Source organism: Enterobacter cloacae complex sp. 385G4, assembly GCF_057320665.1.
In genome coordinates, this window is the sequence record NZ_JBXWDD010000003.1 from 298,247 (window position 1) to 324,236 (window position 25,990).

Sequence of the window (25,990 nt, forward strand, 5' to 3'; positions counted from 1 at the left end):
TCATCATTAAAATGGTGAAATGGTTAAACCCGCGTCAATACTCCCTGACGGGGCGCGGCATCATAATGGGCGGCATCGACGCCGTCTATGATCTCATCAGGGTGAAATTAAAATTTTTTTTATGCTTGCCCCTTGATGGATGCCGTCGCGACCCCATCTTGTAGTCAACCGCAGTGTGTGGACCTGAAAAAAAATCAAATCTGGGCAGTTGAAAAAGCACGTTCTGCCCTTATTACAGGTACACAACCACATGTTGACTGAATTTTTAGTGGAGACGTTTAGATGGGTAAAATTATTGGTATCGACCTGGGTACTACCAACTCTTGTGTAGCGATTATGGACGGCACTACTGCACGCGTGCTGGAGAACGCCGAGGGCGATCGCACCACGCCTTCTATCATTGCTTATACCCAGGATGGTGAAACTCTGGTTGGTCAGCCGGCTAAACGTCAGGCAGTGACAAACCCGCAAAACACCCTGTTTGCGATCAAACGCCTGATTGGCCGCCGCTTCCAGGACGAAGAAGTTCAGCGTGACGTTTCTATCATGCCTTACAAAATCATCGCAGCAGATAACGGCGATGCGTGGCTTGATGTGAAAGGCACCAAAACGGCACCACCGCAGATCTCTGCTGAAGTGCTGAAAAAAATGAAGAAAACCGCTGAAGATTACCTGGGTGAGCCGGTAACTGAAGCTGTTATCACCGTTCCTGCTTACTTCAACGATGCTCAGCGTCAGGCAACCAAAGATGCTGGCCGTATCGCAGGTCTGGAAGTAAAACGTATCATCAACGAACCAACCGCGGCTGCACTGGCTTACGGTCTGGATAAAGAAGTCGGCAACCGTACTATCGCGGTTTACGACCTGGGTGGTGGTACCTTCGATATCTCTATTATCGAAATCGACGAAGTTGACGGCGAAAAAACCTTCGAAGTTCTGGCAACCAACGGTGATACCCACCTGGGTGGTGAAGACTTCGATACCCGTCTGATCAACTACCTCGTTGACGAGTTCAAGAAAGATCAGGGCATTGACCTGCGTAACGACCCGCTGGCGATGCAGCGCCTGAAAGAAGCCGCTGAGAAAGCGAAGATCGAACTGTCTTCTGCTCAGCAGACCGACGTGAACCTGCCGTACATCACCGCAGACGCGACCGGTCCTAAACACATGAACATCAAAGTGACCCGTGCGAAACTGGAAAGCCTGGTAGAAGACCTGGTGAACCGTTCTATCGAGCCGCTGAAAGTTGCACTGCAGGATGCTGGCCTGTCTGTATCTGACATCCAGGACGTTATCCTGGTGGGTGGTCAGACCCGTATGCCAATGGTTCAGAAGAAAGTGGCTGAATTCTTTGGTAAAGAGCCACGTAAAGACGTGAACCCGGACGAAGCGGTAGCTATCGGTGCGGCGGTTCAGGGTGGTGTATTGACTGGTGAAGTGAAAGACGTACTGCTGCTGGACGTTACCCCGCTGTCTCTGGGTATCGAAACCATGGGCGGTGTGATGACTGCGCTCATCAACAAAAACACCACCATCCCAACCAAGCACAGCCAGGTGTTCTCTACCGCTGAAGACAACCAGTCTGCGGTAACCATCCATGTGCTGCAGGGTGAGCGTAAGCGTGCGTCTGATAACAAGTCTCTGGGTCAGTTTAACCTGGACGGCATCAACCCGGCACCGCGCGGCATGCCGCAAATCGAAGTTACCTTCGACATCGATGCTGACGGTATCCTGCACGTGTCTGCGAAAGACAAAAACAGCGGTAAAGAGCAGAAGATCACCATCAAGGCATCTTCTGGCCTGAATGAAGCGGAAATCGAAAAAATGGTTCGCGATGCCGAAGCTAACGCGGAATCCGACCGTAAGTTCGAAGAGCTGGTTCAGACCCGTAACCAGGGTGACCATCTGCTGCACAGCACCCGTAAGCAGGTTGAAGAAGCGGGCGATAAACTGCCAGCGGAAGACAAAACTGCTATCGAAGCTGCACTGACCGCGCTGGAAACGTCTCTGAAAGGCGAAGACAAAGCGGATATCGAAGCGAAGATGCAGGAGCTGGCACAGGCTTCCCAGAAGCTGATGGAAATCGCTCAGCAGCAGCACGCACAGCAGCAGGCAGGCGCTGACGCTTCTGCGAACAACGCGAAAGACGACGACGTTGTCGACGCTGAGTTCGAAGAAGTTAAAGACAAAAAATAATCGCCCTGATGCAGGGTAATTAATCGGCACGGGCGTAGGAGAACTCTCCACGCCCGTGCTCGCATGTTAAGGGGCTTAAAAAAACCAATGGCAAAGCAAGACTATTACGAGATTTTAGGCGTTCCGAAAACTGCGGAAGAGCGTGAAATCAAAAAGGCGTATAAGCGCCTGGCCATGAAATTCCACCCGGACCGTAACCAGGGTGACAAAGAGGCTGAAGCAAAATTTAAAGAGATCAAAGAAGCCTACGAAGTCCTGACCGATGCACAAAAACGTGCGGCCTATGACCAGTACGGCCACGCGGCCTTTGAACAGGGCGGCATGGGCGGCGGTGGATTCGGTGGCGGCGGCTTTGGCGGCGGTGCGGATTTCAGCGACATCTTTGGCGACGTGTTCGGCGATATCTTCGGCGGCGGTCGTGGTCGTCAGCGCGCAGCGCGCGGCGCGGACCTGCGCTACAACATGGATCTCACTCTTGAAGAGGCCGTTCGTGGCGTCACGAAAGAGATCCGTATCCCGACGCTGGAAGAGTGTGACGTTTGCCACGGCAGTGGCGCGAAAGCGGGTACCCAGCCACAGACCTGTCCAACCTGTCATGGCTCCGGCCAGGTACAGATGCGTCAGGGCTTCTTCGCGGTACAGCAGGCCTGTCCGCACTGTCACGGACGCGGTACGCTGATTAAAGATCCGTGCACCAAGTGTCACGGCCACGGTCGCGTTGAGAAAACCAAAACCCTGTCCGTTAAGATCCCGGCTGGCGTTGATACGGGCGACCGCATCCGTCTGGCGGGTGAGGGCGAAGCAGGCGAGCACGGCGCGCCGGCAGGCGATCTGTACGTTCAGGTTCAGGTGAAGCAGCACGCCATCTTCGAGCGTGAAGGCAATAACCTGTACTGTGAAGTGCCGATCAACTTTGCGATGGCGGCTCTCGGCGGTGAAATCGAAGTGCCGACGCTGGACGGTCGCGTCAATCTGAAAATCCCTGGTGAAACCCAGACCGGCAAGCTGTTCCGCATGCGCGGCAAAGGCGTGAAATCCGTTCGCGGTGGTGCGCAGGGCGACCTGCTGTGCCGCGTCGTCGTGGAAACGCCGGTTGGCCTGAACGACAAGCAGAAACAGCTGTTGAAAGAGCTTCAGGAGAGCTTTGGCGGCCCAACGGGTGAGAAAAACAGCCCGCGCTCCAAAAGCTTCTTTGATGGCGTCAAAAAATTCTTCGATGATTTGACCCGCTAATTCGTTAGCTGTGTCTAACTTCAAAAAGCCCGGAAGCGATTCCGGGCTTTTTTTCGCAGTTATAGATCGGTAAAACTGAGTCTATACCCAATATTAATCTGTTTTTGCCGAGCTATTTGGCTTGGTATTATGGTTTTATCGAGGTATCGTTGTAAAAGAGAGAACATAAATGAAATTACTACACCGTTTCTTTAGCAGTGAGGCGTCCGGTGGTGTGATCCTGATTATTGCCGCGGCCGCCGCGATGGTGCTGGCTAACCTGGGCATGACCCGCGATCTCTATCACGCATTTCTGGAAACGCCCGTCGAGCTGAAGGTCGGGGCGCTGGAAATTAACAAGAACATGCTGCTGTGGATCAACGATGCGCTAATGGCGGTGTTCTTCCTGCTCGTTGGTCTTGAGGTTAAGCGCGAGCTGGTGCTAGGTTCGCTAGCCAGCCGCCAGCGTGCGGCGTTCCCGGTTATTGCCGCGCTCGGTGGGATGGTCGTTCCAGCGCTGCTCTTCCTCGCATTTACCTGGCAGGATCCTGTCGCGCGTGACGGCTGGGCGATCCCGGCCGCAACGGATATCGCCTTTGCGCTCGGTGTCTTAGCTCTGCTCGGCAGCCGCGTGCCGGTTGCGCTGAAAATCTTCCTGATGGCGCTGGCGATCATTGATGACCTGGGCGCCATTGTGATTATCGCGCTGTTCTACACCAGCGATCTGTCGATCCTGTCCCTGAGCGTGGCCGCCGGGGCGATTGCGGTGTTGGCGGTGCTGAACATCTTCAACGTTCGCCGCATCGGTATCTATATCCTGGTGGGGATGGTGCTGTGGACGGCGGTGCTGAAATCCGGCGTGCACGCCACGCTGGCCGGCGTGATTGTGGGCTTCTTCGTGCCGCTTAAGCCGCAGGACGGTAAGTCACCCGCTAAACAGCTGGAACACGTGCTGCACCCGTGGGTCGCCTTTATGATCCTGCCGCTGTTTGCGTTTGCCAACGCGGGCGTTTCCCTGCAGGGGGTCACGCTGGACGGGCTGACGTCTGTCCTGCCGCTGGGGATTATTGCCGGGCTGTTTATCGGTAAGCCGCTGGGGATCAGCCTCTTCTGCTGGCTGGCGCTGAAGATGAAGCTGGCATCGTTGCCGAACGGTACAACCTTTAGTCAGATCATGGCTGTCGGCATACTGTGCGGTATTGGATTCACCATGTCGATCTTTATCTCGACGCTGGCGTTTGGTGCAAACGCGCCAGAGCTCATCGTCTGGGCGAAGCTCGGCATTCTCATCGGGTCATTACTGGCGGCAGTGATTGGGTATACTTTGTTGAAGGTGAAGTTGTCCGGACAGGCCGTCCAGGCATAACGGAACACCGGGAGAAGGTCACTCTTCTCCCGATACACACTCAGGGAGCGAAGACGCGATGCCTCATTTGAATTACAACCATCTTTACTACTTCTGGCACGTTTACAAACAGGGCTCGGTCGTGGGGGCGGCAGAGGCGCTTTACCTGACGCCGCAAACCATCACCGGGCAAATCAAGGCTCTTGAAGAACGGCTGCAGGGTAAGCTCTTCAAGCGCAAGGGCCGTGGGATTGAGCCCAGCGAACTGGGTGAACTGGTTTTCCGCTATGCGGACAAAATGTTTACCCTCAGCCAGGAGATGCTGGATATCGTCAACTACCGCAAAGAGTCGAACCTGCTCTTTGACGTGGGGGTGGCGGATGCACTGTCCAAACGGCTGGTAAGCGGCGTGCTGGATGCCGCCGTGGTAGAGGATGAACAAATCCATCTGCGCTGCTTTGAATCCACACACGAGATGCTGCTGGAGCAGCTGAGCCAGCACAAGCTGGACATGATTATCTCGGATTGCCCCATCGACTCCACGCAGCAGGAGGGGCTGTTCTCGGTGAAAATTGGCGAATGCGGCGTGAGCTTCTGGTGCATCAATCCACCGCCGGAGAAACCTTTCCCGGCCTGTCTGGAAGAGCGTCGCCTGCTGGTGCCGGGAAGGCGTTCCATGCTCGGACGCAAGCTGCTGAACTGGTTTAATTCGCAGGGGTTGAACGTGGAGATCCTCGGCGAGTTCGACGATGCGGCGTTGATGAAAGCCTTTGGCGAAGCGCATAATGCGATCTTCGTGGCGCCAACGCTCTACGCGCACGATCTCTATTCAGACGATAAGATTACGGAGATTGGCAGAGTAGATAACGTGATGGAGGAGTACCACGCCATATTCGCCGAAAGGATGATTCAACACCCGGCGGTGCAGCGAATCTGCAACCGTGACTACTCGGCGCTGTTTACGCCACCGGCATTCTGAAGACATAAAAAAACCCGCGTTAAGCGGGTTCTTTAAACAAGCAACAACAAGTAGCGATTAAGCCAGTTTGTTGATCTGCGCGGTCAGGTTTGCTTTATGACGCGCTGCTTTGTTTTTGTGGATCAGACCTTTAGCAGCCTGACGATCCACGATTGGTTGCATTTCGTTAAATGCGTTCTGCGCTGCAGCTTTGTCGCCAGCTTCGATTGCTGCGTATACTTTCTTGATGAAAGTACGCATCATAGAGCGACGGCTTGCGTTGTGCTTACGAGCCTTTTCAGACTGAACGGCACGTTTCTTAGCTGATTTGATATTAGCCAAGTCCAACTCCCAAATATGTTCTATGTGGACAATTCAAAGGCCGAGGAATATGCCCTCTTTGCCTTCTTTTGTCAATGGATTTGTGCAAATAAGCGCCGTTAATTAGCGACGCTACGTTACGTAGTGATGGCGCAGGATTCTACCAGCTTGTCTTTCGTGAATACAGCCTTTCGGCGTAAAAATCGCAGTTCACGGGCAGATTTTTTCGCTGTGAAAGGTCAGCCTGATGAAATCATTACGGCTTTCTGTTTTGCGCGAACAATCGCCGGTTAACCTTAACCGCTGTACAAGGTATACTTTGGCGATTTTCACTGTTTTGAGCCAGACATGAAGCTGATACGCGGCATACATAATCTCAGCAGAGCGCCAAACGGGTGCGTGCTGACCATTGGTAATTTCGACGGCGTGCATCGTGGTCATCAGGCGCTGTTGCAGGGATTGCGTAAAGAAGGGGAGGCCCGTGGCCTGCCCGTTGTGGTGATGATTTTCGAGCCACAGCCGCTGGAGCTGTTCGCGGGCGATAAATCTCCCGCTCGCCTCACTCGCCTGCGCGAAAAGTTGCGCTACCTGGCGGAGTCCGGCGTGGACTACGTATTGTGTGTGCGTTTCGATCGCCGCTTTGCCGCACTGACAGCACAAAATTTTGTCAGCGACCTGCTGGTTAAGCGTCTTGGCGTTCAGTTTCTCGCCGTGGGGGATGATTTCCGCTTTGGCGCTGGTCGTCAGGGCGATTTCTTGCTATTACAGAAGGCTGGTCTGGAGTACGGTTTTGACGTCACCAGCGCGATGACCTTCTGTGAAGGCGGCGTGCGCGTCAGCAGCACGGCGGTGCGGCAGGCGCTGGCTAATGATGAACTGGAGACGGCAGAAAATTTGCTGGGCCATCCGTTCACCATCTCTGGCCGCGTGGTTCATGGCGATGCGCTGGGCCGCACGATTGGTTTCCCGACGGCGAATATACCGCTGCGTCGTCAGGTTTCCCCGGTTAAAGGGGTCTATGCGGTGGAAGTGGCAGGACTGGGCGATAAGTCGTTTTACGGCGTTGCCAACATTGGCACGCGTCCTACCGTTGCCGGTGTGCGTCAACAGCTAGAAGTGCACCTGCTGGACGTTGTAATGGACCTTTATGGTCGCCATATAGATGTAATACTGCGTAAAAAAATACGCAACGAGCAGCGATTTGCTTCGCTGGATGAACTTAAGGCGCAAATCGCGCGAGATGAATTAACGGCCCGCGAGTTTTTTGGGCTTTAGAACCGGCTTAACTGCCTACGTGATAAATACGGAACCGAGAATCTGATGAGTGACTATAAATCAACCCTGAATTTGCCGGAAACAGGGTTCCCGATGCGCGGCGATCTCGCCAAGCGTGAACCGGGAATGCTGGCGCGTTGGACCGATGATGACCTGTACGGCATCATTCGTGCAGCCAAAAAAGGCAAAAAAACCTTCATTCTGCATGATGGCCCTCCATATGCGAATGGCAGCATTCATATTGGTCACTCCGTAAACAAGATTCTGAAAGATATTATCGTGAAGTCCAAAGGACTCGCGGGATTTGACTCGCCTTACGTGCCGGGCTGGGACTGCCACGGTCTGCCGATCGAGCTGAAAGTGGAGCAAGAGTTTGGCAAGCCAGGTGAGAAATTCACCGCTGCAGAGTTCCGCGCGAAGTGCCGCGAATACGCGGCCACCCAGGTTGAAGGCCAGCGTGCTGACTTTATCCGTCTGGGCGTGCTGGGCGACTGGTCGCACCCGTACCTGACCATGGACTTCAAAACCGAAGCCAACATCATCCGTGCGCTGGGCAAAATCATCGGTAACGGCCACCTGCATAAAGGCGCAAAGCCTGTGCACTGGTGCGTGGACTGCCGTTCTGCGCTGGCAGAAGCGGAAGTGGAATATTACGACAAAACTTCACCTTCTATCGACGTGGCCTTCGAAGCGGTCGATCAGGATGCCATTAAAGGTAAATTCGGTCTGCCTGGCGTTAGCGGCCCGATCTCTCTGGTGATCTGGACCACTACCCCGTGGACGCTGCCAGCCAACCGTGCAATCTCTCTTTCCGGCGAGTTCGAATATGCGCTGGTGCAGATTGATGGCCGCGCGGTTATCCTGGCGAAAGATCTGGTTGAAAGCGTGCTGAAACGCGCGAATATCACCGACTACACCGTGCTGGGCACCGTAAAAGGCGACGCGCTGGAGCTGATGCGCTTCAAACACCCGTTCCTGGACTTCGACGTTCCGGCGATCCTGGGCGACCACGTCACGCTGGACGCGGGTACCGGTGCGGTACATACCGCCGGTGGCCACGGTCCTGACGACTACAACATCAGCCTGAAATACGGCCTGGAAATTGCCAACCCGGTAGGCCCGGACGGTTCTTACCTGCCTGGCACCTACCCGGCGCTGGATGGTATCAACGTCTTCAAAGCCAACGACATCATCGTTGACATGCTGCGCACCAGCGGCGCGCTGCTGCACGTTGAGAAAATGCAGCACAGCTATCCGTGCTGCTGGCGCCACAAGACGCCGATCATCTTCCGTGCGACCCCGCAGTGGTTCGTCAGCATGGATCAGAAAGGCCTGCGCGAGCAGTCTCTGAAAGAGATCAAAGGCGTGCAGTGGATCCCGGACTGGGGCCAGGCGCGTATCGAATCCATGGTGGCTAACCGTCCTGACTGGTGTATCTCTCGTCAGCGTACCTGGGGCGTGCCGATGTCGCTGTTCGTGCATAAAGAGACGCATGAGCTGCACCCGAACACCCTGGAACTGATGGAAGAAGTGGCGAAGCGCGTCGAAGTTGACGGCATTCAGGCGTGGTGGGATCTCGACGCCCGTGACATCCTGGGCGCGGACGCGGACAACTATGAGAAAGTGCCAGACACCCTGGACGTGTGGTTCGACTCCGGGTCGACTCACGCCTCCGTAGTTGACGTGCGTCCGGAGTTTGCCGGTCACGCTGCCGACATGTATCTGGAAGGTTCCGACCAACACCGCGGCTGGTTCATGTCATCCCTGATGATCTCCACCGCGATGAAAGGTAAAGCGCCTTACCGTCAGGTACTGACCCACGGCTTCACCGTGGATGGTCAGGGCCGTAAGATGTCTAAATCTATCGGCAACACCGTTTCGCCGCAGGACGTGATGAACAAGCTGGGCGCGGACATCCTGCGTCTGTGGGTAGCCTCAACCGACTACACTGGCGAAATGGCGGTGTCTGACGAGATCCTGAAGCGTGCTGCCGACAGCTATCGTCGTATCCGTAACACCGCGCGCTTCCTGCTGGCGAACCTGAACGGGTTCGATCCAGTGAAAGACATGGTGAAACCGGAAGAGATGGTCGTGCTGGACCGCTGGGCGGTAGGCTGCGCGAAAGCGGCGCAGGAAGATATCCTGAAAGCCTATGAGTCTTACGACTTCCACGAAGTGGTGCAGCGCCTGATGCGCTTCTGCTCCATCGAGATGGGCTCGTTCTACCTCGACATCATCAAAGATCGCCAGTACACCGCGAAGGCGGACAGCGTGGCTCGCCGTAGCTGCCAGTCCGCGCTGTTCCACATCGCAGAAGCGCTGGTGCGCTGGATGGCGCCGATCATGTCCTTCACCGCGGATGAAATCTGGGGTTATCTGCCGGGCGACCGTGAGAAGTATGTCTTCACCGGCGAGTGGTATGAAGGTCTGTTCGATCTCTCCAGCACCGAAGCAATGAACGATGCCTTCTGGGACGAGCTGCTGAAAGTGCGTGGCGAAGTGAACAAAGTAATCGAGCAGGCGCGTGCGGATAAAAAAGTCGGTGGCTCTCTGGAAGCGGCAGTGACCCTGTACGCCGAACCGGAGCTGGCGGCGAAGCTGACCGCGCTGGGCGATGAATTACGATTTGTCCTGTTGACCTCCGGTGCAAAAGTTGCGGATTATGCCGAGGCTTCTGCTGATGCTCAGCAGAGCGAGTTGCTCAAAGGCCTGCAAGTCGCACTGAGCAAAGCCGAAGGTGAGAAGTGCCCGCGCTGCTGGCATTACACTACCGATATCGGCCAGGTGGCGGAACACGCAGACATCTGCGGACGCTGTGTAAGCAACGTCGCCGGTGACGGCGAAAAACGTAAGTTTGCCTGATGAGTAAAACTCTCTGTTCAACAGGACTGCGCTGGCTGTGGCTGGTTGTGGTGGTGCTGATTATCGATCTGGGCAGCAAGTTCCTGATTCTCCAGAATTTCGCTCTGGGGGAGACGGTTTCGCTGTTCCCGTCGCTTAACCTGCACTATGCGCGCAACTACGGCGCGGCGTTTAGCTTCCTTGCCGACAGCGGTGGCTGGCAGCGCTGGTTCTTCGCGGGTATCGCTCTCGGTATCTGCGTGGTACTGGCTGTGCTGATGTACCGCTCGAAGGCCACGCAAAAGCTGAATAACATCGCCTACGCGCTGATCATTGGCGGCGCGCTGGGCAACCTGTTTGACCGCCTGTGGCACGGTTTTGTGGTCGATATGATCGACTTCTACGTCGGCGACTGGCACTTCGCGACCTTTAACCTGGCCGACACCGCCATCTGCATCGGTGCGGCGTTAATCGTGCTGGAAGGCTTCTTGCCTAAACCCGCAGCGAAAGAGCAGGCGTAATTGTCAATGCCGGGTGATGCGCTGCGCCACCCGGCACAACATTAAAGAGCAATGTGTATGTCTAAATCCGTACAGAGCAACAGCGCGGTTCTCGTTCACTTCACGCTGAAGCTGGATGACGGCTCCACGGCTGAATCCACCCGCAATAACGGCAAACCTGCCCTGTTTCGTCTCGGCGATACCTCCCTGTCTGAAGGTCTTGAGCAGCAGCTCCTGGGCCTGAAAGAGGGTGAGAAAAAAGCGTTCTCGCTGGAGCCGGATGCCGCGTTTGGCGTGCCAAGCCCGGACCTGATTCAGTATTTCTCGCGCCGCGAGTTTATGGACGCGGGCGAACCGGAAATCGGGGCGATTATGCTCTTTACCGCTATGGACGGCAGCGAAATGCCTGGCGTGATCCGCGAGATTAACGGCGACTCTATCACCGTTGACTTCAACCATCCGCTTGCCGGGCGTACCGTTCATTTTGATGTTGAAGTGCTGGAGATTGATCCGGCACTGGAGGCCTGAAATGCAGATCCTGTTGGCTAACCCGCGCGGCTTCTGCGCCGGTGTAGACCGCGCTATCAGCATTGTTGAAAACGCGCTGGAGATTTACGGCGCGCCGATTTACGTGCGTCACGAAGTGGTGCATAACCGCTACGTGGTCGACAGCCTGCGCGAGCGCGGTGCTATTTTCATCGAGCAGATCAGCGAAGTGCCGGACGGTGCGATCCTGATCTTCTCTGCGCACGGCGTCTCTCAGGCGGTCCGTAACGAAGCGAAAAGCCGCGATCTGACCGTATTCGATGCCACCTGTCCATTAGTGACAAAAGTGCATATGGAAGTGGCGCGCGCCAGCCGTCGCGGTGAAGAGTCGATTCTGATTGGCCACGCCGGTCACCCGGAAGTTGAAGGCACCATGGGCCAGTACAGCAACCCGGAAGGGGGAATGTACCTGGTGGAGTCACCGGAAGATGTACTGACGCTGAACGTGAAAAACGAAGCGCGTCTGTCGTTTATGACCCAGACCACGCTCTCCGTAGACGACACCTCTGACGTGATTGACGCCCTGCGCCAGCGCTTCCCGAAAATCGTCGGGCCGCGTAAGGATGATATCTGTTACGCCACCACTAACCGTCAGGAAGCGGTGCGCGCGCTGGCTGAACAGGCGGACGTGGTGCTGGTTGTCGGCTCTAAAAACTCCTCTAACTCCAACCGTCTGGCCGAACTGGCGCAGCGTATGGGGAAAGCGGCGTTTTTAATCGACGACGCGACGGACATCCAGGAAGCGTGGGTGAAAAATGCGGCCTGCGTTGGCGTTACCGCAGGCGCTTCCGCGCCGGATATCCTGGTGCAGAACGTGATTGCTCGTCTGCAGGAGCTGGGCGGGGGCGAAGCGGTTCCGCTGGAAGGACGCGAAGAGAATATCGTCTTCGAAGTGCCGAAAGAGCTTCGTATCGACGCCCGCGAAGTGGAATAATTTCTTTTCTGATGAAAGGCCAGCACCTCCTGTGCTGGCCTTTTTTTTGCTCCGGACTTTATCGTGACGACAAAATCATGTCTTTTACTGATATCTGAGTCGGTTTCACGTTAAATTCTAATTATTGGTGTTTTCAGTTGGCAGCCTTTACGAAGGCTGGTTAATCTGAAAACGGTTTACATCATTTTAACGTAAGAGAATAACTATGCATGATGCACAGATCCGTGTCGCCATTGCGGGCGCGGGTGGACGTATGGGTCGCCAGCTGATTCAGGCGGCAATACAAATGGATGGCGTGGCACTCGGCGCGGCGCTGGAGCGTGAAGGTTCATCCCTGCTGGGATCCGATGCGGGTGAACTGGCCGGCGCGGGCAAGACAGGCGTTACCGTTCAGAGCTGCCTTGATGCGGTGAAAGATGACTTTGACGTGTTCATCGACTTTACCCGTCCCGAAGGCACCCTGACTCACCTGGCGTTTTGCCGCCAGCACGGTAAAGGGATGGTGATTGGCACCACCGGCTTCGATGATGCGGGTAAACAGGCCATTCAGGATGCAGCCACCGACATTGCGATTGTCTTTGCCGCGAACTTTAGCGTAGGCGTTAACGTCATGCTGAAGCTGCTGGAAAAAGCGGCGAAGGTGATGGGCGACTACACCGACATTGAGATTATTGAAGCGCACCACCGCCATAAAGTTGATGCTCCATCAGGCACGGCGCTGGCGATGGGCGAAGCGATTGCTTATGCAATGGATAAAGATTTAAAAGACATCGCAGTCTATTCCCGTGAAGGGCATACCGGAGAACGCGTGCCGGGCACCATTGGTTTCGCAACCGTCCGGGCAGGCGATATCGTCGGCGAACACACGGCGATGTTCGCCGATATTGGTGAACGTGTTGAGATTACGCACAAAGCGTCAAGCCGCATGACGTTCGCCAATGGCGCAGTACGCTCCGCGTTGTGGCTGAAATCGAAAGGAAAGGGCCTTTTTGATATGCGAGATGTGCTGGATCTCAACAGTTTGTAAGCTTTATTACCCATCGTGATGTGGTTGTTGCAGTCGTAATATATTGATTGCATAGGGCAATAATTTATTGCCCTCTTATTTTATTTGTTTTAGATGGATTTTTGTTGTTAATGGCCATAAATCTGACTTTTATGCCATTGTTATGTGAAGTGAATGTAAATTTTGACCATTTGGTCCACTTTTTGTCGCTCTCGTCTCTTAATTTCCATAAAACCTACCGCGCAAGCGTTTTCCAGGATGATTTACCTGATCTTTTTGCCCGTTAAATCCCATTCAAGCTGCCAGTCCTGCAAAAGAATAAACAAAATATCCGTTTTAAGTTGACTTTTACCCACCAAATCTCCAGAATGCCGCCGTTTGCCAAAAATCCGCTGGCAACACATTTGCATTGATCTATGACATAGTCATGAATTAATATGCAAATAAAGTGAGTGAATATTCTCTGGAGGGTGTTTTGATTAAGTCAGCGCTATTGGTTCTGGAAGACGGAACCCAGTTTATCGGTCGGGCCATAGGGGCAACGGGTTCGGCGGTTGGGGAAGTCGTTTTCAATACTTCAATGACCGGTTATCAAGAAATCCTCACTGATCCTTCCTATTCTCGCCAAATCGTTACTCTTACTTATCCTCATATCGGCAATGTCGGCACCAATGCGGCTGACGAAGAATCCTCTCAGGTACATGCGCAAGGCCTGGTCATTCGCGACCTGCCGCTGATTGCCAGCAACTTCCGCAACACTGAAGACCTCTCTTCTTATCTGAAGCGCCATAACATCGTGGCGATTGCCGATATCGATACCCGTAAGCTGACGCGTCTGCTGCGCGAGAAGGGGGCACAAAACGGCTGCATCATCGCAGGGGATAACCTCGATGCGACGCTGGCGCTGGAAAAAGCGAAAGCCTTCCCGGGCCTGAACGGCATGGACCTGGCGAAAGAAGTGACTACCGCCGAAGCCTACAGCTGGACGCAGGGGAGCTGGACGCTGGAAGGCGACCTGCCGGAAGCGAAAAAAGAGAGCGAACTGCCGTTCCACGTGGTGGCCTATGATTTTGGTGCCAAGCGCAACATCCTGCGCATGCTGGTTGACCGCGGCTGCCGCCTGACGGTGGTACCGGCGAAAACCTCCGCTGAAGACGTGCTGAAGATGAACCCGGACGGCATCTTCCTCTCTAACGGCCCAGGCGACCCGGCACCGTGCGATTACGCTATCGACGCCATCAAGTCCTTCCTGGAAACCGACATCCCGGTATTCGGCATCTGCCTCGGCCATCAGCTGCTGGCGCTGGCGAGCGGTGCGAACACCGTCAAGATGAAGTTTGGCCACCACGGTGGTAACCACCCGGTGAAAGACATTGATAACAATACGGTGATGATTACCGCGCAGAACCACGGTTTCGCCGTCGATGAAGCCTCTATGCCGGCTAACCTGCGCGTGACGCACAAATCACTGTTCGATGGCACCCTGCAGGGTATCCACCGTACCGATAAGCCAGCGTTCAGCTTCCAGGGCCACCCGGAAGCCAGCCCGGGCCCGCACGACGCCGCGCCGCTGTTCGATCACTTCATCGAACTTATCGAGCAATACCGTAAGACCGCTAAATAATCAGGAGCCGAGAAGACCATGCCAAAACGTACAGACATAAAAAGCATCCTGATCCTTGGCGCTGGCCCGATCGTCATCGGCCAGGCCTGCGAATTCGACTACTCCGGCGCGCAGGCGTGTAAAGCGCTGCGCGAAGAGGGTTACCGCGTTATCCTGGTTAACTCTAACCCGGCGACCATCATGACCGACCCGGAAATGGCGGATGCCACCTACATCGAGCCGATTCACTGGGAAGTGGTGCGTAAAATCATCGAAAAAGAGCGCCCGGACGCGGTGCTGCCAACCATGGGCGGCCAGACGGCGCTGAACTGCGCGCTGGAGCTGGAGCGTCAGGGCGTGCTGGCTGAATTTGGCGTCACCATGATTGGTGCGACCGCCGATGCGATTGATAAAGCAGAAGACCGTCGCCGCTTTGACGTGGCGATGAAGAAAATCGGCCTCGACACCGCGCGCTCCGGTATTGCGCATAACATGGAAGAGGCGCTGGCCGTTGCGGCTGAAGTGGGCTATCCGTGCATCATCCGTCCATCGTTCACCATGGGCGGCACCGGTGGCGGTATCGCCTACAACCGCGAAGAGTTCGAAGAGATTTGCGAGCGCGGTCTGGATCTCTCCCCAACCAAAGAGCTGCTGATTGATGAATCGCTGATTGGCTGGAAAGAGTACGAGATGGAAGTGGTGCGTGATAAAAACGACAACTGCATCATCGTCTGCTCCATCGAAAACTTCGATGCGATGGGTATCCACACCGGCGACTCCATCACCGTTGCGCCAGCCCAGACGCTGACCGACAAAGAGTATCAAATCATGCGTAACGCCTCGATGGCGGTACTGCGTGAAATCGGCGTGGAAACCGGCGGCTCTAACGTGCAGTTCTCCGTTAACCCGAAAACCGGCCGTCTGATTGTTATCGAAATGAACCCGCGCGTGTCCCGCTCCTCCGCGCTGGCCTCCAAAGCCACCGGCTTCCCGATTGCGAAAGTGGCGGCGAAGCTGGCAGTGGGTTACACCCTCGACGAGCTGATGAACGACATCACCGGTGGCCGCACGCCTGCGTCCTTCGAGCCGTCCATCGACTACGTTGTGACTAAAATTCCTCGCTTTAACTTCGAGAAATTCGCGGGCGCAAACGACCGTCTGACGACCCAGATGAAATCTGTGGGTGAAGTGATGGCGATTGGCCGCACGCAGCAGGAATCCCTGCAAAAAGCGCTGCGCGGTCTGGAAGTGGGCGCCACCGGCTTTGACCCGAAAGTGAGCCTGGACGACCCGGAAGCGCTGACCAAAATCCGCCGCGAGCTGAAAGACGCGGGCGCAGAGCGTATCTGGTACATCGCCGATGCCTTCCGCGCGGGCCTGTCCGTCGACGGCGTATTTAACCTGACCAACATCGACCGCTGGTTCCTGGTGCAGATTGAAGAGCTGGTGCGTCTGGAAGAGAAAGTGGCGGAGTTGGGTATCAACGGCCTGGATGCAGACTTCCTGCGCATGCTGAAGCGTAAAGGCTTCGCCGATGCGCGTCTGGCTAAACTGGCGGGCGTGCGCGAAGCGGAAATCCGCAAGCTGCGCGACCAGTATGACCTGCACCCGGTTTACAAGCGCGTGGACACCTGTGCAGCAGAGTTCTCGACCGATACCGCGTACATGTACTCCACCTATGAAGACGAGTGCGAAGCGAACCCGTCCGTCGACCGCGACAAGATTATGGTGCTGGGCGGCGGTCCAAACCGTATCGGCCAGGGCATCGAGTTCGACTACTGCTGCGTACACGCCTCGCTGGCGCTGCGCGAAGACGGGTACGAGACCATCATGGTCAACTGTAACCCGGAAACCGTTTCTACCGACTACGACACCTCCGATCGCCTCTACTTCGAGCCGGTTACCCTGGAAGACGTGCTGGAAATCGTGCGCATCGAGAAGCCAAAAGGCGTTATCGTGCAGTACGGCGGTCAGACCCCGCTGAAGCTGGCGCGCGCGCTGGAAGCGGCAGGCGTACCGGTTATCGGTACCAGCCCGGACGCGATTGACCGCGCGGAAGATCGTGAGCGTTTCCAGCAGGCGGTTGACCGTCTGAAGCTGAAGCAGCCGGCGAACGCCACGGTGACCGCCATTGAAATGGCCGTTGAGAAGGCGAAAGAGATTGGTTACCCGCTGGTGGTGCGCCCTTCCTACGTCCTGGGCGGCCGCGCGATGGAAATCGTCTACGACGAAGCCGACCTGCGTCGCTACTTCCAGACGGCGGTGAGCGTCTCCAACGATGCGCCAGTACTGCTCGACCGCTTCCTCGACGATGCGGTAGAAGTAGACGTTGACGCCATCTGCGACGGCGAAATGGTGCTGATTGGCGGCATCATGGAACATATCGAGCAGGCGGGCGTGCACTCCGGTGACTCTGCCTGTTCTCTGCCTGCGTACACCCTGAGCCAGGAGATTCAGGACGTGATGCGCCAGCAGGTGCAGAAGCTGGCCTTTGAGCTGCAGGTTCGCGGCCTGATGAACGTCCAGTTCGCGGTGAAAGACAACGAAGTTTATCTGATTGAAGTCAACCCGCGTGCGGCGCGTACCGTACCGTTCGTCTCTAAAGCGACCGGTATTCCGCTGGCGAAAGTGGCGGCGCGCGTGATGGCTGGCCAGACGCTGGCTCAGCAGGGCGTAACCAAAGAGATCATCCCGCCGTATTACTCGGTGAAAGAGGTGGTGCTGCCGTTCAACAAATTCCCGGGCGTTGACCCGCTGTTAGGGCCAGAGATGCGCTCGACCGGGGAAGTAATGGGCGTGGGCCGCACCTTCGCAGAAGCGTTTGCCAAGGCGCAGCTGGGCAGCAGCTCTACCATGAGAAAATCGGGCCGTGCGCTGCTCTCCGTTCGCGAAGGCGATAAAGAGCGCGTGGTTGACCTGGCCGCCAAGCTGCTGAAACAGGGCTTCGAGCTGGACGCAACCCACGGTACGGCGATTGTGCTGGGCGAAGCGGGCATAAACCCGCGTCTGGTGAACAAGGTGCATGAAGGTCGTCCGCACATTCAGGATCGTATCAAGAATGGCGAATATACCTACATCATCAACACCACCGCAGGACGCCAGGCGATTGAAGACTCCAAGCTGATTCGCCGCAGCGCGCTGCAATACAAAGTGCACTACGACACCACCCTGAACGGCGGTTTCGCAACAGCCATGGCGCTGAACGCGGATGCCACCGAGAAGGTGATTTCGGTTCAGGAAATGCACGCGCAGATTAGCAAGTAATCTGCGTAGGCCCGGCGGCGGTAGCGCCGCCGGGCAAATGGCGGGTGGCGCTTCGCTTACCCGCCCTCCTTTTTTCTTTATCCATCTTCAGAACCTTCTGGTTTTTCATCCGCATTCAGTGAGTTAGCCTAAAATTATTAGGTCGATAACGAAATTCAACTGAGAGCAGGGGAAAACACCATGCAAAATAAATTACTGATCGCCACCCTTCTTGCCGCCACTGCAACGTTTACCGTCGCGGGCTGTTCCTCTAACCAGGCAGTGAAAACCACCGATGGCAAAACCATTGTCACCGACGGGAAACCACAGGTCGATGATGATACCGGTCTGGTGTCGTATAAAAATGCGGAAACGGGTCAGACCGAGCAGATCAACCGCGATCAGGTTAAATCAATGGGCGAACTGGATAACTAATAAAAAAGCCGTGGCGTTTGCCACGGCTTTTAGTCTTTCAGGAACGATTACCAGCGGTGGTTCAGCAGGATATGACCACCATAAGCAGCATAGCTGTTTTCACCCCACTCGGCGCTGGCGCGCAGGGAGAGCGTGGTGGTGTCGTTCAGGTTACCGGTGACGCCTAGCTCTAACTGACCGCGATCTTCCGGCGTATCGTTGCTGACGGTCTCGCCGTTAAACGCCAGATCGTTTTGACCCGCACCTTTCAGCCAGTTCACGGCAACGTACGGCTGCCAGGCTTTAACATCTTTCTGCTGGAAGTAGCTTGATTTGACGCCCAGACGACCAAACAGACCGTCGTTGTCCAGCGTTGTCACCCGCACGCCGTCGCGATCGGTATGGTTTTCCTGATCCAGATAGCTGTAGATAACCTGCGCCTGCGGTTCGATTTTCCAGGTGCGCTCATTTTCTGAATCAATCACCCATGCATGGCCCACTTCGACGGATGCCGCGAAGCCCTCACTGTCGTAGTCTTCATCATTACGGTTGCTGGTCACTTTATTGTTGTACCAGCTGTAGGCGGCCCAGGTATCAACGTAGCTGCCCAGGCGCAGCTTCTGATCTTCCTGCCAGGTTGCATACAGGCCGACGTTAAAGCCGTCCACTTTGCCTTGCGCATCACGCACGTTGTGTTTTGCATCAGAGTGAGTTTTCGCCTGACCGGCCCCGAACATGCCGCCCGCACGCAGAATACCGTTGTCCATAGGCTTGCTCATAAAGTCGCTGCCTACCTGAAGCACGGTGGTGGTGGTGTCATAGCTGACTTTGTCGCCGCCTGCATTGTTTTCATGGTAGCGACCTTTGACGTACATCCAGGTGTTGAGGTCTTCTTCATTACGGAAGGTGATCTGATCGCGATCGTCACGCTTGTGCAGGAACATGCTCTGCGCGGCAAGGTAGTTGCCTAAGTAAGCGCCAACCTCCGGAGCCATGACTTCAGGACCGCTGTTGCTGCCGTTGTCGGTGTTACCGCCGTTGTCGGTGTTACCGCCGTTGTCGGTGTTATCACCGTTGTCGGTGTTACCGCCGTTGTCAGTGTTACCGCCGTTGTCGGTGTTGCCGCCGTTGTCGGTGTTATCACCGTTGTCGGTGTTATCGCCATCATCGGTATTATCAGACGGTTCATCGGAAGGCGTGGCCTTTGACTCCAGGTACCAGTTGCCGTTGCTGTGCTGATAGAGATTATATTCCCACGCACCGGCAACCACCGGTTTGGCAAGGGTCAACTGGGCTTCGGAGCTGCCGCCGACACTGACAATTTCCATCCCGTTAATGGTTTGCGCGCCTGCGCCGCCAATGTTGGTAATGCTGACGCCGGACTGACCGAAGCTGCTACCCGTAATGGTGAGGTGGTCAGTGGGTGAGTTATCTTCACCCAGGGTGCTGTTCATCACAATCTGGCTACCGTAAGAGCCGGTGTAGTCGCCATCAATCGTAAAATTGTTGCCAACGCTATTATCAGCCGCACTGAGTAACAGTGTGCCGCCGTTAGTCACGTTGCCGTTGATGGTATCGACGCCGGAAGCGCTGAGCGTGGCGTTACCCTGAACTGCATTCCATGCCGCCAGCGTACCGCCGCTAAGAATCGCGATGTTGTTGTTCACTTCGCCTGCGGTGGCAAAGGTCGCGCCGTTTTCAACGGTAACGGTGGCGTTACTGCCCTTAACGCCGAGCGTTGCCCCGGAAGATACCAGCGTAGTACCGCAGTGCAGTACCGTATCCCCGGTATAGCTATTTTTGCCCGTCAGGGTCAGCGTATTGGAATCCACTTTTTCGACGTTACCGCTACCGGTCATGTTGGTGGCGAAAGTGAAATCGCTTCCCTGATTAAAAATAACGGTACCGTTGTTGGTGAGCCCACCGCTGAGGGTCGCGGTTTTTTCGCCATCGCCCAGTTGCAGCGAGGCATTTTTGGCCACCCGTGTATTACCGGTATTCGAAACCGCGCCTGACAGGGTTAACGCGCCCGTGTCTATCAGCAAAGAATCGCCAGAGCCAATAATGTCGAGATCGCCCGACAGCGCCCAATTTTCGCCCATCATTTTTATACTGGCAAAACCGTCGCCTTCGTTCAGACCGACAAAGTTACTGTCTTCCGTACCGGTGCCGATCAGGGTGAGAGTGTTTCCCGTGGAATTGGTGGAAATAACGTCACCGATAAGAGTGGAACCCGTATCAAGCACCAGCGTGTTATTTTTATTGCTGGCAAACATAACAGCGGCTGTATCACCACTAATCGTTCCGCTATTTGTAATATCTACTTTTGCAGTATCTTTTACATTAATGCCAATCTGGGTTCCCTGCACGGTACCACTGTTAAATATCTTTGTATTGCCAGTACCTAGTGTGATAGCGTCACCGCTTGTACCGATAATTGTACCACTGTTATTAATACCAATGCCGGTCTGAGAGTTCAGACCTGTTTTTCCTTTTATCATTCCAGTGCTGGAGTTAGTAATATTTACTGCGGAGGAGTTTTCACTGATAAAAATGCCATTTTCCGCACCTATGATATTTCCATTATTCTTGAATTCACCGAGTAATGACTGAATATTTACAGCATTCGCGGTGGTGGAAGAAATGTTTGCACCGATGTCGTTATTAATAACAACACTTTGCGCACCAGTATTTATATTCAGGCCAGTTTCCCTACCGGAAATATTCCCTTCGTTTGTGACATTGTTGACAGTAAACCCAGTGACTGACACTGCCGCTTCACTATCTGCGGAAGATATCGTCACGTCTTTATTAATAACATATTCAGCATCGGATGAGAAATCTTGAGGAACAGAAGTTGATTGGTCAATCGTTGCAGAAAACGCAACCGCAGGAGTGCATATCAACAAGGCAGGAAATATCTTTCCCAGCGTTTTGGTTGTATTATTTAATTTGAAGAATTTGTTGCTCATGTACACATCCATTTGAGAGAGAAGGAACATCAGATAACGTGCGAAAATGTATATTGGCCGTCTTAAAGACGTAAGCTCAAAACAAAAAGCATAAAATTATTATTTTTTCAATGGGTTATGTACAGGTTGATTTGTTAAATAATGATTTAAGTCTCTCTAAAAATATCTACTAATAATATGAGTAGGCATAACTATTTTGTGGGGTGAATTTATCGCGCGCATGGTTCTTCTTGTTTTGCGCCACTGTTGCAGCTAAAGCGGGGGCGGTTGTCAATGCTTGCATTTTACTTTGAAGCGTAAGACAGCCCCTTTAAGTCGGGAGAGGAACTGTCTACACTCATTGCTACAAGAAAAGTAAAAGACAGGCATATTCATGGTTCTGATAATTTATGCGCACCCTTATCCGCAGCACTCGCATGCGAATAAGCGGATGCTTGAGCAGGCAAGGACGCTAGAAAACGTCGAGATACGTTCCCTCTATCAACTCTATCCCGATTTCAACATCGATATTGCCGCCGAACAGGAGGCGCTTTCTCGTGCCGATCTGATCGTCTGGCAGCATCCGATGCAGTGGTACAGCACGCCTCCGCTGCTGAAATTGTGGATCGATAAAGTTCTCTCCCACGGTTGGGCATACGGACACAACGGCAAGGCGCTTCAGGGAAAAAGCCTGATGTGGGCTGTTACCACCGGCGGAGGGCAAAGCCACTTTGAGATCGGCGATTTCCCCGGATTTGATGTGCTGGCGCAGCCGCTCCAGGCAACAGCCCTTTACTGTGGCCTGAACTGGCTCCCGCCTTTTGCGATGCACTGCACCTTTGTCTGCGACGACGAAACGCTGCAGGCGCAGGCTCGCCATTATAAACAACGCTTGCTTGAATGGCAGGAGGCGCACCATGGATAGCCATACGCTGATACAGGCGCTGATATACCTCGGCGCGGCGGCGCTGATTGTACCCGTGGCGGTTCGCCTGGGGCTGGGCTCTGTTCTCGGCTACCTGATTGCGGGCTGCGTCATTGGGCCGTGGGGCTTTCGACTGGTGACGGATGCAGAGGCAATCCTCCATTTCGCTGAAATTGGCGTTGTGCTGATGCTCTTTGTGATTGGTCTGGAGCTCGATCCGCAGCGCCTGTGGAAGCTTCGCGCCTCGGTGTTTGGTGGCGGCGCGCTGCAGATGGTGGCCTGCGGCCTGCTGCTGGGTGGGTTCTGCATCCTGCTGGGCATGGACTGGAAAGTGGCAGAGCTTATCGGCATGACGCTGGCGCTCTCCTCGACGGCCATTGCCATGCAGGCCATGAACGAGCGCAATCTGACGGTCTCCCAGATGGGACGCAGCGCGTTCTCGGTGCTGCTGTTCCAGGACATTGCCGCTATCCCGCTGGTGGCGATGATTCCACTGCTGGCGGCCAGCGGTTCCTCGACAACGCTGGGGGCGTTCGCGCTGTCGGCATTAAAAGTAGTGGGGGCGCTGGCGCTGGTGGTGCTGCTTGGTCGCTACGTCACCCGTCCGCTGCTGCGGTTCGTTGCCCGCTCGGGCCTTCGCGAAGTGTTCAGCGCCGTGGCGCTGTTCCTGGTGTTTGGCTTTGGTTTGCTGCTGGAGGAAGCCGGGCTGTCGATGGCGATGGGGGCGTTCCTCGCAGGCGTTCTGCTGGCGAGTTCTGAATACCGTCACGCGCTGGAAAGCGATATCGAGCCGTTTAAAGGCTTGCTGCTGGGGCTGTTTTTCATCGGCGTGGGGATGTCCGTCGACTTCGGCACGCTGGTGACGCACCCGCTGCGGATCGTCGTCCTGCTGGTCGGCTTCCTGATCATTAAAATGGCGATGCTGTGGCTGATTGCGCGTCCGCTCAAGGTGCCAAATAAGCAGCGCAGCTGGTTTGCGGTTCTGCTGGGGCAGGGGAGCGAATTTGCGTTTGTGGTCTTTGGCGCAGCACAGATGGCAAACGTCCTCGACCCGGAATGGGCGAAAGCGCTGACGCTCGCGGTTGCGCTGTCGATGGCCGCGACGCCTATTCTGCTGGTGGTGCTGACGCGTCTGGAAAAATCGGGTAGCGAGCAGGAGCGCGAAGCCGATGAAATTGACGAAGAGCAGCCGCGCGTCATCATTGCCGGATTTGGCCGCTACGGGCAGATCGTTGGCCGTCTGCTGCTGTCCAGCGGGGTGAAAATGGTTATCCTCGATCACGACCCCGACCATGTCGACACCCTGCGAAAATTTGATATGAAGGTGTTTTACGGCGATGCGACCCGCGTCGATCTGCTGGAATCTGCCGGGGCGGCAAAAGCGGAGGTGTTGATTAACGCCATTGACGATCCGGAGACCAGCATGCAGATGGTGGAAATGGCGAAAGAACATTTCCCGAATCTGACCATTATCTCCCGCGCCCGCGATGTGGATCACTATATCCGGCTGCGGCAGGCGGGGGTAGAAGCTCCGGAGCGTGAAACCTTTGAAGGCGCGCTGAAATCCGGCCGTATGGCGCTGGAAAATCTGGGGCTCGGCGCGTACGAAGCGCGCGAGCGTGCGGACCTGTTCCGTCGCTTTAATACTGAGATGGTGGAAGAGATGGCGGCGATGGCGGGCAGTACGGCCACGGAGCGTGCGGCGGTGTTTAAACGCACCAGCGCAATGCTTACAGAAATCATTAACGAGGACCGCAATCACCTGTCGCTGATCCAACGTCATGGCTGGCAGGGCACGGAAGAGGGCAAGCATACCGGCGATCCGGCTGACGAGCCCGAGAGTAAACCTTCCGCGTGAAGTGGAGTTGCCAGCAATAATAAAAAATTTCTGTATCTTTACTCTGCCGCCAGTCGACGAAAGATTAAGCTTTCCGTATAGTGGCGGCAATTTTTTGCATCCGGGAAATTTTCAATGATCAGTCTGATTGCAGCGCTGGCGGTGGACCGCGTTATCGGTATGGAAAATGCCATGCCGTGGAACCTGCCTGCCGATCTCGCATGGTTTAAACGTACTACGTTAAACAAGCCGGTAGTGATGGGCCGCCTGACCTGGGAGTCGATTGGTCGTCCATTGCCGGGCCGTAAGAATATCGTTATCAGTAGCCAGCCGGGCACTGACGATCGCGTCGAATGGGTTAAGTCCGTTGATGAAGCAATTGCCGCCTGCGGTGACGCCGAAGAGATCATGGTGATCGGCGGCGGCCGCGTGTATGAGCAGTTCCTGCCAAAAGCGCAGAAGCTGTATCTGACCCACATTGATGCGGAAGTGGAAGGGGACACCCATTTCCCGGATTACGATCCGGACGAGTGGGAATCGGTATTCAGCGAGTTCCACGACGCGGATGCACAGAACTCCCACAGCTACTGCTTCGAGATTCTGGAACGTCGTTAAGTGATGTCCCTCTCCCGCCCGGGAGAGGGAATGATTCAGGAGGCAACGGCCTCACTTTCCCCTAAGTCCAGCTGTCGGTTGGACGGCTGAACAAAGTAAGTTTTATCTTCCCAGCGTAAGCAGGTCAACTCTCCGCCCCAGCAGCATCCGGTATCCAGACCGTAGATCCCGTCCGGCGTGCCTTTTCCTTCCAGCGCAGCCCAGTGGCCAAAGACGACGTTGTACTCGCTTGTCACGGGTCCAGGAATGGCAAACCACGGTTTGAGCGGGGCAGGCGCGCTTTCCGGCGTCTCTTTGGAATACATGTCCAGCTGCCCGTTCGGGAAGCAGAAACGCATGCGCGTAAAAGCGTTGGTAATAAAACGCAGGCGGGCCAGACCGCTGAGATCCTCGCTCCAGTGATTCGGCATATCGCCGTACATGGCATCAAGGAAGAAGGGGTACGAGTCGCTCGCCAGCACCGCCTCAACGTCACGCGCGCAGGTTTTAGCCGTCTCAAGATCCCATTGCGGGGTGATCCCGGCATGAGCCATAACCAGCTTTTTCTCCTCATCGACCTGCAGTAAAGGCTGGCGGCGCAGCCAGTTAATCAGTTCGTCCGCGTCTGGCGCATCCAGCAGGGGAGAGAGGCGATCTTTAGGTTTGTTGCGGCTGATCCCGGCAAATACGGCCAACAGGTGAAGATCGTGATTGCCCAGCACCATGCGCACGCTGTCGCCCAGAGATTTGACGAAACGTAAAACCTCAAGCGAGCCAGGGCCACGCGCGACTAAATCGCCCGTCAGCCAGAGCGTGTCCTGTCCTGGCGTAAAGTCGACCTGTTTTAACAATGCGATCAGTTCATCGTAGCAACCGTGAACGTCGCCAATCAGATATGTAGACATTAGATTAATGAATGAGTGTGGTTACGGCGAGACGGAACACAGGAATAGCAACGCGGAACACATTGCCATCGACGTCGACCATTTCATAATGGCCTTGCATGGTACCCAGCGGCGTTTCAATTACCGCGCCGCTGGTGTACTGATACTCTTCGCCAGGGGCGATGTGGGGCTGTTCACCGACCACACCTTCACCCTGAACTTCAATTTCGCGGCCATTGCCGTTGGTGATAAGCCAGTAGCGCCCGCGCAGCTGCACGGGCATCCGCCCCAGATTGCGAATGGTCACGGTGTAAGCAAAGACAAAACGCTCTTCATCCGGCGAGGATTGCGATTCAACATAGACGCTTTGTACATGGACACATACGCGGGGCGAATCAATCATGG

The 25,990-nt window shown here is 55.2% G+C and carries 20 protein-coding genes and 1 pseudogene; 17 read left to right on the forward strand and 4 right to left on the reverse strand.

Annotated elements, in window-relative coordinates:
- Nucleotides 1–282: 282 nt before the first annotated feature.
- The 4 genes from dnaK to nhaR all read left to right on the forward strand — a co-directional run bounded on the left by dnaK (nucleotide 283) and on the right by nhaR (nucleotide 5,732).
- The gene (gene dnaK / locus AC2FAJ_RS11960) at nucleotides 283–2,196 is read left to right on the forward strand and encodes a molecular chaperone DnaK (RefSeq protein ID WP_028015465.1); all 1,914 of its coding nucleotides are present in this window, start codon (nucleotides 283–285) and stop codon (nucleotides 2,194–2,196) included.
- A gap of 87 nt (nucleotides 2,197–2,283) precedes the next feature.
- A complete protein-coding gene (gene dnaJ, locus AC2FAJ_RS11965; RefSeq protein WP_008502040.1) occupies nucleotides 2,284–3,429 on the forward strand; it encodes a molecular chaperone DnaJ in 1,146 nt (381 codons plus the stop codon).
- Between the two features lie 169 nt (nucleotides 3,430–3,598).
- Nucleotides 3,599–4,774, forward strand: coding sequence for a Na+/H+ antiporter NhaA (gene nhaA, locus AC2FAJ_RS11970; protein ID WP_041911268.1), 1,176 nt, complete (start codon nucleotides 3,599–3,601; stop codon nucleotides 4,772–4,774).
- Between the two features lie 58 nt (nucleotides 4,775–4,832).
- Nucleotides 4,833–5,732 carry a transcriptional activator NhaR gene (gene nhaR, locus AC2FAJ_RS11975; protein ID WP_028015467.1) on the forward strand — a complete coding sequence of 300 codons (900 nt, stop codon included), beginning with the start codon at nucleotides 4,833–4,835 and terminating at the stop codon, nucleotides 5,730–5,732.
- 57 nt (nucleotides 5,733–5,789) lie between these two features.
- Here the strand turns inward: nhaR and rpsT are convergent, their stop codons facing one another.
- Complete coding sequence (gene rpsT / locus AC2FAJ_RS11980) at nucleotides 5,790–6,053, reverse strand: 30S ribosomal protein S20 (RefSeq protein WP_003856458.1); 264 nt, start codon at nucleotides 6,051–6,053, stop codon at nucleotides 5,790–5,792.
- A 101-nt stretch (nucleotides 6,054–6,154) separates the two neighbouring features.
- On the opposite strand from rpsT, the pseudogene AC2FAJ_RS11985 reads away from it, so the two are divergent.
- From AC2FAJ_RS11985 to AC2FAJ_RS12030, 10 genes and pseudogenes are all read left to right on the forward strand, one after another.
- Nucleotides 6,155–6,373 (forward strand): annotated as a pseudogene (locus tag AC2FAJ_RS11985) (DUF2575 domain-containing protein).
- Between the two features lie 7 nt (nucleotides 6,374–6,380).
- The gene (gene ribF, locus AC2FAJ_RS11990) at nucleotides 6,381–7,307 is read left to right on the forward strand and encodes a bifunctional riboflavin kinase/FAD synthetase (RefSeq protein ID WP_047363419.1); all 927 of its coding nucleotides are present in this window, start codon (nucleotides 6,381–6,383) and stop codon (nucleotides 7,305–7,307) included.
- A 45-nt stretch (nucleotides 7,308–7,352) separates the two neighbouring features.
- Nucleotides 7,353–10,169: an isoleucine--tRNA ligase gene (gene ileS / locus AC2FAJ_RS11995; RefSeq protein ID WP_047363421.1), complete on the forward strand. Its 2,817-nt coding sequence runs from the start codon at nucleotides 7,353–7,355 to the stop codon at nucleotides 10,167–10,169.
- A complete protein-coding gene (gene lspA / locus AC2FAJ_RS12000; protein WP_028015470.1) occupies nucleotides 10,169–10,669 on the forward strand; it encodes a signal peptidase II in 501 nt (166 codons plus the stop codon). Before ileS ends, lspA begins: the two co-directional genes overlap by 1 nt.
- Before the next feature lie 57 nt (nucleotides 10,670–10,726).
- Nucleotides 10,727–11,176, forward strand: a complete 450-nt coding sequence (gene fkpB / locus AC2FAJ_RS12005; RefSeq protein ID WP_003856450.1) for an FKBP-type peptidyl-prolyl cis-trans isomerase — start codon at nucleotides 10,727–10,729, stop codon at nucleotides 11,174–11,176.
- 1 nt (nucleotide 11,177) lies between these two features.
- Nucleotides 11,178–12,128 (forward strand): 4-hydroxy-3-methylbut-2-enyl diphosphate reductase, encoded by a 951-nt coding sequence (gene ispH, locus AC2FAJ_RS12010; protein WP_028015471.1) that lies wholly within the window; start codon nucleotides 11,178–11,180, stop codon nucleotides 12,126–12,128.
- A gap of 205 nt (nucleotides 12,129–12,333) precedes the next feature.
- Entirely contained in the window at nucleotides 12,334–13,155 is an 822-nt protein-coding gene (gene dapB / locus AC2FAJ_RS12015; RefSeq protein ID WP_333043315.1) for a 4-hydroxy-tetrahydrodipicolinate reductase, read from the forward strand.
- A gap of 454 nt (nucleotides 13,156–13,609) precedes the next feature.
- Nucleotides 13,610–14,758: a glutamine-hydrolyzing carbamoyl-phosphate synthase small subunit gene (gene carA, locus AC2FAJ_RS12020; RefSeq protein ID WP_048957861.1), complete on the forward strand. Its 1,149-nt coding sequence runs from the start codon at nucleotides 13,610–13,612 to the stop codon at nucleotides 14,756–14,758.
- Nucleotides 14,759–14,776: 18 nt separating this feature from the next.
- Complete coding sequence (gene carB / locus AC2FAJ_RS12025; RefSeq protein ID WP_041911263.1) at nucleotides 14,777–18,001, forward strand: carbamoyl-phosphate synthase large subunit; 3,225 nt, start codon at nucleotides 14,777–14,779, stop codon at nucleotides 17,999–18,001.
- 180 nt (nucleotides 18,002–18,181) lie between these two features.
- The gene (locus AC2FAJ_RS12030; protein WP_021240552.1) at nucleotides 18,182–18,415 is read left to right on the forward strand and encodes a YgdI/YgdR family lipoprotein; all 234 of its coding nucleotides are present in this window, start codon (nucleotides 18,182–18,184) and stop codon (nucleotides 18,413–18,415) included.
- A 47-nt stretch (nucleotides 18,416–18,462) separates the two neighbouring features.
- On the opposite strand, the gene AC2FAJ_RS12035 is transcribed toward AC2FAJ_RS12030, so the two are convergent.
- On the reverse strand, nucleotides 18,463–21,366 hold the full coding sequence (locus tag AC2FAJ_RS12035; RefSeq protein ID WP_485454182.1) for an autotransporter family protein: 2,904 nt from the start codon (nucleotides 21,364–21,366) through the stop codon (nucleotides 18,463–18,465).
- A gap of 373 nt (nucleotides 21,367–21,739) precedes the next feature.
- On the opposite strand from AC2FAJ_RS12035, the gene kefF reads away from it, so the two are divergent.
- The 3 genes from kefF (at nucleotide 21,740) to folA (ending at nucleotide 24,722) form a co-directional block, all read left to right on the forward strand.
- Nucleotides 21,740–22,270: a glutathione-regulated potassium-efflux system oxidoreductase KefF gene (gene kefF, locus AC2FAJ_RS12040; RefSeq protein ID WP_045631138.1), complete on the forward strand. Its 531-nt coding sequence runs from the start codon at nucleotides 21,740–21,742 to the stop codon at nucleotides 22,268–22,270.
- Nucleotides 22,263–24,128: a glutathione-regulated potassium-efflux system protein KefC gene (gene kefC, locus AC2FAJ_RS12045; RefSeq protein ID WP_045631139.1), complete on the forward strand. Its 1,866-nt coding sequence runs from the start codon at nucleotides 22,263–22,265 to the stop codon at nucleotides 24,126–24,128. The genes kefF and kefC overlap by 8 nt, the downstream gene beginning before the upstream one ends.
- 114 nt (nucleotides 24,129–24,242) lie before the next feature.
- Nucleotides 24,243–24,722 carry a type 3 dihydrofolate reductase gene (gene folA / locus AC2FAJ_RS12050; protein WP_006173915.1) on the forward strand — a complete coding sequence of 160 codons (480 nt, stop codon included), beginning with the start codon at nucleotides 24,243–24,245 and terminating at the stop codon, nucleotides 24,720–24,722.
- A gap of 35 nt (nucleotides 24,723–24,757) precedes the next feature.
- Here the strand turns inward: folA and apaH are convergent, their stop codons facing one another.
- Nucleotides 24,758–25,606, reverse strand: coding sequence for a bis(5'-nucleosyl)-tetraphosphatase (symmetrical) ApaH (apaH, locus tag AC2FAJ_RS12055; protein ID WP_028015478.1), 849 nt, complete (start codon nucleotides 25,604–25,606; stop codon nucleotides 24,758–24,760).
- 4 nt (nucleotides 25,607–25,610) lie between these two features.
- Nucleotides 25,611–25,988 (reverse strand): Co2+/Mg2+ efflux protein ApaG, encoded by a 378-nt coding sequence (gene apaG / locus AC2FAJ_RS12060; RefSeq protein WP_014882505.1) that lies wholly within the window; start codon nucleotides 25,986–25,988, stop codon nucleotides 25,611–25,613.
- Nucleotides 25,989–25,990: the final 2 nt, after the last annotated feature.

Coding starts and splice junctions, on each gene's coding strand:
- ribF (WP_047363419.1), top strand. CDS start 6,381: ATGAAGCTGATACGCGGCATACATAATCTCAGCAGAGCGCCAAACGGG.
- kefC (WP_045631139.1), top strand. CDS start 22,263: ATGGATAGCCATACGCTGATACAGGCGCTGATATACCTCGGCGCGGCG.
- ileS (WP_047363421.1), top strand. CDS start 7,353: ATGAGTGACTATAAATCAACCCTGAATTTGCCGGAAACAGGGTTCCCG.
- nhaA (WP_041911268.1), top strand. CDS start 3,599: ATGAAATTACTACACCGTTTCTTTAGCAGTGAGGCGTCCGGTGGTGTG.
- dapB (WP_333043315.1), top strand. CDS start 12,334: ATGCATGATGCACAGATCCGTGTCGCCATTGCGGGCGCGGGTGGACGT.
- ispH (WP_028015471.1), top strand. CDS start 11,178: ATGCAGATCCTGTTGGCTAACCCGCGCGGCTTCTGCGCCGGTGTAGAC.
- kefF (WP_045631138.1), top strand. CDS start 21,740: ATGGTTCTGATAATTTATGCGCACCCTTATCCGCAGCACTCGCATGCG.
- AC2FAJ_RS12030 (WP_021240552.1), top strand. CDS start 18,182: ATGCAAAATAAATTACTGATCGCCACCCTTCTTGCCGCCACTGCAACG.
- apaH (WP_028015478.1), bottom strand. CDS start 25,606: ATGTCTACATATCTGATTGGCGACGTTCACGGTTGCTACGATGAACTG.
- apaG (WP_014882505.1), bottom strand. CDS start 25,988: ATGATTGATTCGCCCCGCGTATGTGTCCATGTACAAAGCGTCTATGTT.
- nhaR (WP_028015467.1), top strand. CDS start 4,833: ATGCCTCATTTGAATTACAACCATCTTTACTACTTCTGGCACGTTTAC.
- carB (WP_041911263.1), top strand. CDS start 14,777: ATGCCAAAACGTACAGACATAAAAAGCATCCTGATCCTTGGCGCTGGC.
- dnaJ (WP_008502040.1), top strand. CDS start 2,284: ATGGCAAAGCAAGACTATTACGAGATTTTAGGCGTTCCGAAAACTGCG.
- lspA (WP_028015470.1), top strand. CDS start 10,169: ATGAGTAAAACTCTCTGTTCAACAGGACTGCGCTGGCTGTGGCTGGTT.
- dnaK (WP_028015465.1), top strand. CDS start 283: ATGGGTAAAATTATTGGTATCGACCTGGGTACTACCAACTCTTGTGTA.
- folA (WP_006173915.1), top strand. CDS start 24,243: ATGATCAGTCTGATTGCAGCGCTGGCGGTGGACCGCGTTATCGGTATG.
- fkpB (WP_003856450.1), top strand. CDS start 10,727: ATGTCTAAATCCGTACAGAGCAACAGCGCGGTTCTCGTTCACTTCACG.
- AC2FAJ_RS12035 (WP_485454182.1), bottom strand. CDS start 21,366: ATGAGCAACAAATTCTTCAAATTAAATAATACAACCAAAACGCTGGGA.